The organism is Bradyrhizobium sp. SBR1B, assembly GCF_014198205.1.
Taxonomy (GTDB): Bacteria; Pseudomonadota; Alphaproteobacteria; order Rhizobiales; family Xanthobacteraceae; genus Bradyrhizobium.
In genome coordinates this window covers 38,444-44,740 of record NZ_JACIHC010000031.1, presented here as the reverse complement: position 1 = coordinate 44,740, position 6,297 = coordinate 38,444, and the positions used below count along the sequence as shown (strand labels likewise).

4 protein-coding genes and 3 pseudogenes are annotated in these 6,297 nt (G+C 63.3%); 3 read left to right on the top strand and 4 right to left on the bottom strand.

The window, feature by feature from the left end; all coding sequences use genetic code 11:
• Positions 1–490: 490 nt before the first annotated feature.
• Positions 491–1,267 (top strand): IS21 family transposase, encoded by a 777-nt coding sequence (gene istA / locus GGD61_RS37800; RefSeq protein WP_183232264.1) that lies wholly within the window; start codon positions 491–493, stop codon positions 1,265–1,267.
• Between the two features lie 103 nt (positions 1,268–1,370).
• Here istA and GGD61_RS40980 read toward each other — a convergent pair whose 3' ends face one another.
• From GGD61_RS40980 to GGD61_RS37785, 4 genes and pseudogenes are all read right to left on the bottom strand, one after another.
• Positions 1,371–2,579 (bottom strand): recombinase zinc beta ribbon domain-containing protein, encoded by a 1,209-nt coding sequence (locus GGD61_RS40980; RefSeq protein ID WP_312012797.1) that lies wholly within the window; start codon positions 2,577–2,579, stop codon positions 1,371–1,373.
• Positions 2,580–2,881: 302 nt separating this feature from the next.
• A pseudogene (locus tag GGD61_RS40975) lies at positions 2,882–3,319 on the bottom strand (recombinase family protein); the annotation flags it as partial.
• Between the two features lie 434 nt (positions 3,320–3,753).
• Positions 3,754–4,062, bottom strand: a pseudogene (locus GGD61_RS41335) (helix-turn-helix domain-containing protein); the annotation flags it as partial.
• A 156-nt stretch (positions 4,063–4,218) separates the two neighbouring features.
• On the bottom strand, positions 4,219–4,521 hold the full coding sequence (locus tag GGD61_RS37785) for a DUF5372 family protein (protein ID WP_210311334.1): 303 nt from the start codon (positions 4,519–4,521) through the stop codon (positions 4,219–4,221).
• A gap of 11 nt (positions 4,522–4,532) precedes the next feature.
• Between GGD61_RS37785 and GGD61_RS37780 the strand changes: the two are divergent.
• Positions 4,533–5,312 (top strand): annotated as a pseudogene (locus GGD61_RS37780) (Mu transposase domain-containing protein); the annotation flags it as partial.
• 14 nt (positions 5,313–5,326) lie between these two features.
• Entirely contained in the window at positions 5,327–6,088 is a 762-nt protein-coding gene (istB, locus tag GGD61_RS37775) for an IS21-like element helper ATPase IstB (protein WP_183232262.1), read from the top strand.
• Positions 6,089–6,297: the final 209 nt, after the last annotated feature.

Here is a 6,297-nt window from a genome sequence, read left to right as displayed (position 1 = left end):
ACTATTTTGGACGTAACGCAGGACGACGGTCGAACCTACATTCTGGCCTACTGCTCTCGCGTTAAAGCTAACAGGACGTTTCGAGCAGATAGGATCCGAGAGATGTACGACCACCACACGAGCGTGCGAATTCGTCAACCGATACAGTTCTTGCGGCAGTTCGTCACGGACGAAAAGCCGGAAGTGAATGAACATCTCTCCGTGATGAGTCGGGCGAGGCGGGGCCTAATCGGATTGCTCTGGATCGCGCTAGCTGACAGGCCAATTGCCGAGGAAAACCTTGCGGCGATGCTAAGTTTCATAGAGAAGCGAAGAGCACTACCGGGCTCACGAGCAGAAGCCATGCAGGGAAGTCGGCCACCCATTCCGATCGAAGCCGGCCACCCTGTTGAGACCGGCCTGACGCTCTCGAAGACGGCGACCGAATCGCGGACCAGCCCTCCTTTGCGGTCAAGCAAGGGGAGGTCTGATGCCCGCCGAGAGAGCGCCGATGCGGAAAGTTCGAGAAGTCTTGAGACTGCGGCACGCCCTTGGCGTGAGCGAACGGCAGATCGCGGTCACCGTCGGCATCAGCCGATCGACGGTTGGCGAGTATCTGCGGCGGGCTCCGGTGATCGGCATCACGTGGCCGGTGCCGGAGGGGATGGACGACGGCGAGCTCGAGCGCCGGCTGTTCACGCCGCCGACGTTCGAGGAGAAACCGGCGCGGCCGTTGCCCGACTGGACGGCGGTGCACCGGGAGCTGAAGCGGCGCGGTGTGACGCTGCTTCTGCTGTGGGAGGAATATCGCGCCGAGCACGCCGACGGCTATGGCTACAGCCGGTTCTGCGATCTCTACCGGAAATGGAGCGAGACGATCTCGCCGACCATGCGGCAGGTGCACGGGCCCGGAGAGAAGCTGTTCGTCGACTTCGCGGGCGACACCGTGCCGGTGTTCGATGCCGCGACCGGCGCGCAGCGGCTGGCCCATGTCTTCGTCGCAGTGCTGGGAGCATCCAACTACACCTTTGCCGAGGCGCGCTGGTCGGAAGGGCTGGCCGACTGGATCGGGTTACATGTCAATGCCCTGCGCATGATCGGCGGCGTGCCGAAGGCGATCGTCTGCGACAATCTGAAGGCCGGCGTCACCGCCACCTGCCGCTATGAACCGGGCATCAATCGCACCTACCAGGAACTGGCCGAGCATTACCGCACTGCGATCCTGCCCGCGCGTCCGAGGAAGCCGCGCGACAAGGCGAGCGCTTCATACTGCACCTCATTCCTTTGATGGCGCGGTGATGGCGGTGAGCTGCGCCGGGCGGGCGCCGCGCCCACCGCAGCCCTTGCGGATCGTCATGCCAGGCGGGACCTCCCATAGGCCACGGTTCAGGCTATCGGTATAGCATTTTGTGAAGAGCCCCTGGCGCCCCCACGTGTGTACGGCTGTCTCGGAGACGCAGAATTTGGCGGCGATCTCGCGTCGTGAGCATACCACGCCGACGCAGCCGCTCATATCGGCTCGCAAGTTTGTAGGCACAGCGAATGAAGGCAACCTTCTTCAGATTGAACGCCTTTGCCTCCCATGTACGCCATCCATGATTATTGAGAATCTCGGCGACTTCGCGATCGCAATGATGGTCAAGAAGACGATCAACTTCGGCGACGAGTTCAGGTTTGAACTTGCGGATCTGGGCGATGGGTAGCGACCGGTCGAGCACCAAGGTACGCGTGGCGCCGCCAGACAGCCGCACATGGGCCGTGATGGTTTGCGACTTGATCAAGGTTACGTCGTCGATGAGCAGACGCACGATGCGTTTGCGCTCGCGCGAGTCAACTCGCGGATCTTGCCAGATCCGCGGAAGCTGCTCGGCAAGGCCAAGGATGCGTCGCTGGGCTTCTGTGCTGAGTGCCGCAGCCTGCTGTTTGCTACGGCGCTTGTAGTCTTCGGCGGCATCGGCATGACGGCGCAGCTTGTCGTTCCATTCGGCCTCGAGTGAATCGGCGACGAGTCGATTGTCGGGATCGACCTTCATGTAGCGTCGACGCGCTAGCTCGGCTTCATAGCGCATCCGCTCGACATGCTGGCGCCGCACTGCATCGGTCTCTGCGGCGCGCGCCTCAAGCTCGCGCTGCACCTCAAGGGTGACGGCCAGCGTCATCGGCGTCATCAGCTCGATCATCAGGTCTGCGATCCCCGCATCGACGACCTTCCCGGGAACCGTTTGGCAGGTCCATCCCGCCCGGCGTATCGCGTTCGCCTGGCACAGATAGGTTGGGACGGTGCTGCCGTGCTCCTGGCTATAGCGTACACCCATGCGTTCGCCACACAGGCCACAGACCACGCGACCTTGGAGGAGCGCCGGTCCCTCGCGCGCCGGTCCCGACCGCCGCTCGCCACCGAAGGCACGAGCATTGTCGGCGAGCCGCCGCTGGTTAGCCTCGAAGCGCTCCCAGTCGATGTAGCCCTGGTGCATCCCCGGCATAACGAACTGCCAATCGGCCCTGGCAACCTTGACGACACTGGTACCACCATCGGGCCGGTGCCGTATGCGCGTTCGGCCATACGCAAAAGCGCGGGCGTAGCGTGGATTGTGGAGCACCTGCAGAACACGCGCATGGTGCGGCGCCGCCCACAGGAGATCACCCTTGTTCGGTCCTGTCCGGAGTCGGCGCGGGAACAGCAAACCTTGCTCCGGAAGAAGCGGACTGTCTGCATCGCACTTCCGGTCTGCTCGAAGGTATCGAACACGAGACGAATTGCATTCTGCACCTGGAGGTCGGGATCGAGGCCGATCGTCCGATCGTTCCGGTAAACCAGCCCGACCGGAGGGCACATCTCGAGCTCGCCGCGACGCGCCTTGTTGAGCTGACCACCACGCATGCGTGCTTTGAGGATGTGCAGCTCGGCCTCGCTCATCGTGCCTTTGAGGCCGAGCAAGAGGCGATCGTTGAAGCTGGCTGGATCGTAGATACCGTCTTCGTCAAGGATGAGCGTCGCCGTCAATGCGCAAAGCTCGATGAGCCGGTGCCAGTCGGCCGAGTTGCGCGCAAGGCGCGAGACCTCCAGCCCCATGACAATACCGGCCTTGCCGAGCGCCACCTCGCTCACCAGTTGCTGGAAGCCGTCGCGTGCTGTCGTACTTGATCCGGACTTGCCGAGATCGCGATCGATAACGTGAACGCGCTCGACCGGCCAGCCGGCCACAACTGCTCGATCCCGCAACCCATATTGGCGCTCGGTGCTCTCGCCGTGCTCGGCGACCTGGCGAAGGGTCGATTGGCGGACATAGAGGTAAGCGTCGCGCTTGAGATGGTCGGCGGTGACTTTAAGCTCAGGCATGGAAGGGCTCCATTGCGATGGCGACGAGGATGCCGGCGATGAGGCGCGTGACGTCGCTTGTTGCGGGCGACGGATTGTCTGGGGCCGAGTGCGCGATCCGATGGTCGTGGCAGGCCGCCTCGGTATCGACGTCCTGTCCGCGTGCTCGGATCCACGCTGCCAATCCCCGTCGACGAAGAATGGTGAGACCCGGGCAGGCCGTGAACTCGGCACGCAATGCGGCGGCGCGTAGCTTCTCGTAGCGGTCCGCTGCGTCCGCAGGCGCGACGATCAAGCTGGGTTGAGTCTTTTTTTTTGCGCGCCAGCGCCCGCTCTAGGCTGCGTCGGTGCACTTTGACGCCGAACCGCGCCTCGATCGCATTTAGGCAGTGCGACGTCGTCAGTTCGGGTCTTGCAGCTTTGAGAGCGGCGACGAATGCAACGACCTCGGCGGAGACCTTGTGGCCGCCTTTGGGGCCTCGCCGGTTCGGCAACAGGCCGGCAAGCCCGGCGGTCTGCAGGGCGCTCTGCGCCTTGTAGAAGGTCGGCCGCGTGACGCCGAATGTCTCGGCGGCCTCGCTGATCGCAACGCCGTCGACCTGGTGACGTCGCACCATCTCGTAGCGGACCTGCACCAGGTCCTTCGCATCGAAGAATGGGTTGCTGACGAACGAGGGGTCGCGGACAGCTTCCGGATTTGGATTGAGGACGCCGTCTTGCGCCAGCGCCTCGCTCTTTGGATCCTGCTTCTTCGCCCTGGCCATGCTCAGCATCAACCCTACGTAAATCTAAATACGCATTGAGCGTCAATGGAGGTCTCGACGCAATATGAAGATTTTACGCGAGCATCCGAGTGATTGTACGCCGCACCGTGTCCATGGCATGGCATCATTATCTTTACACATGCGGCATATTTATATTTACGCATCGCTGACGCCAATGCTCTCCGCGAGCCGGTCAAGCGCGTCACAAACCGCCAGCAGGTCAACCACGCAAAAGGCTGCTCTACCCGCAGCGACCAGCCTAAACTCATCGGGTGGATCGATATCGGTCCAGGCGCTCGCGATCGTGCACGGTCGACCGTTCTGGCCCTCATAGACCACCCGGTCTTCGCCCCAATGACGGCGCCGACAGATCAGCTCGAACTTGCGACCGCAAAGCGGATGGAAGGGATGCGTGATCCGTACCTTTTGCTCGGTCGTACCCGCATGACCTGCAGTCAACAACTTTTGCCAAGGCGAAGGTGGAAGTGGCGGTGCAAATCGTCCAGCGGTTCGTGCTGGCGCGGCTGCGCAACCGGCGCTTCTTCTCGCTTGACGAGCTCAACGCGGCCATCCGCGAGGCGGTTGCCGACCTCAACGCCAGGATCATGCGCAAGCTCGGTGTGAGCCGCAACGAGTTGTTCGCACAGATCGACAAGACGGCGCTCAAAGCCTTGCCGCCACTGCCGTATCAGTACGCCGAATGGAAGAAGTGCCGCGTCGCGCCGGACTATCACGTCGAGATCGCCGGTCACTACTACTCGGTGCCTTCGCGTCTGATCCGCGAAGAGCTTGAGGCGCGCATTACCGACCGGACGATCGAGATCCTGCACAAGGGAGCCCGGGTCGCCAGCCACGCCCGCTCTGACGTGCCCCATCGCCACACCACGATCCCGGAGCACATGCCGAGCGCGCACCGGCGCTATGCCGAATGGACGCCAGCACGGATCAAACGAGAAGCCGCCAAGATCGGCCCCGCCACGATCGCTCTCCTCGAGGCGATCATGAAAGCCAAGCCACATCCCGAGCAGGGCTTCCGGGCTTGTCTCGGCATTCTGCGGCTCGCGCGCAGTTACGGCTCGGCTCGCATCGAGGCCGCCTGCCGGCGCGGTAACGACATCGGCGCGACCTCCTACGGCTCGATCAAGTCGATCCTGCAGCACGGGCTCGATCGCGCTTACGCAAACGAGAGGCCGCCGGACGACCCACCGATCCGCCACGGCAATATCCGCGGCACCGATTACTACCACTGAAGAAAGGAGAGACGATGTTGACACATCCAACCCACAACCGCCTCGTCGCACTCGGGCTTAACGGCATGGCGAAGGCCCTCGACGAACAGCAGCGACAGCCCCACATCGCCACGCTGGCCTTCGAGGAGCGCCTCGCACTGCTAGTCGACCGTGAGGCGACCGAACGCGAGAACAAGCGGCTGATCGCTCGGTTGCGGTTCGCCAGCCTCCGGCAGAACGCCGTCGTCGAGGATATCGACATGAAGGCGCCGCGCGGGCTCGACAAGCCGCTGTTCCAAAAGCTCGTCGCCGGCGAATGGATCGACCGGCACCAGAACCTGCTCATCATCGGCCCAACGGGCGTCGGCAAGAGCTGGATCGCTTGCGCCTTGGGCCACAAGGCCTGCCGGGACAACCGCTCCGTGCTCTATCAACGACTGCCGCGGCTGTTCGAGGCGCTCACCCTCGCGCGGGGCGACGGCCGCCATGCTCGCCTCCTCAGGACCCTGGCGCGCGTCGAGCTTCTGGTCCTCGACGACTGGGGACTTGCCCCGATGACTGCCGAGCAGCAACGCGACCTCTTGGAGATGATGGAGGATCGCCATGGCCGCGGCTCGACCGTGGTGACAAGCCAGCTCCCGGTCGAGCATTGGCACGAGCTCATCGGCAACCCAACCATTGCCGACGCTATCCTCGATCGCCTCGTGCACAACGCCCACAGGCTCACCCTCAAGGGCGAGAGCCTACGCAAAGCCGCCGCCAAGCGTCAGACGCTTGACGACGAGCCCGCCAACTGACCTGATGACGACGTCGTCGCGAGAGCCCGCCTCGGTAGGCGGCCGGGATCATCGGAATCCCTGGCCGGCTTCAATCGGTACAGGCGGCCGGCTTCGCTCGGAATCCACGGCCGACTTCGTCGGAATGCGCACCTTGGCAAACGTCCGGCATCTACAGAGGGGGCCCGAACGATACCAAGGTTTATGGCGCTCAATCCGACACGCTGGTT

Coding starts and splice junctions, on each gene's coding strand:
- istB (WP_183232262.1), top strand. CDS start 5,327: ATGTTGACACATCCAACCCACAACCGCCTCGTCGCACTCGGGCTTAAC.
- istA (WP_183232264.1), top strand. CDS start 491: ATGCGGAAAGTTCGAGAAGTCTTGAGACTGCGGCACGCCCTTGGCGTG.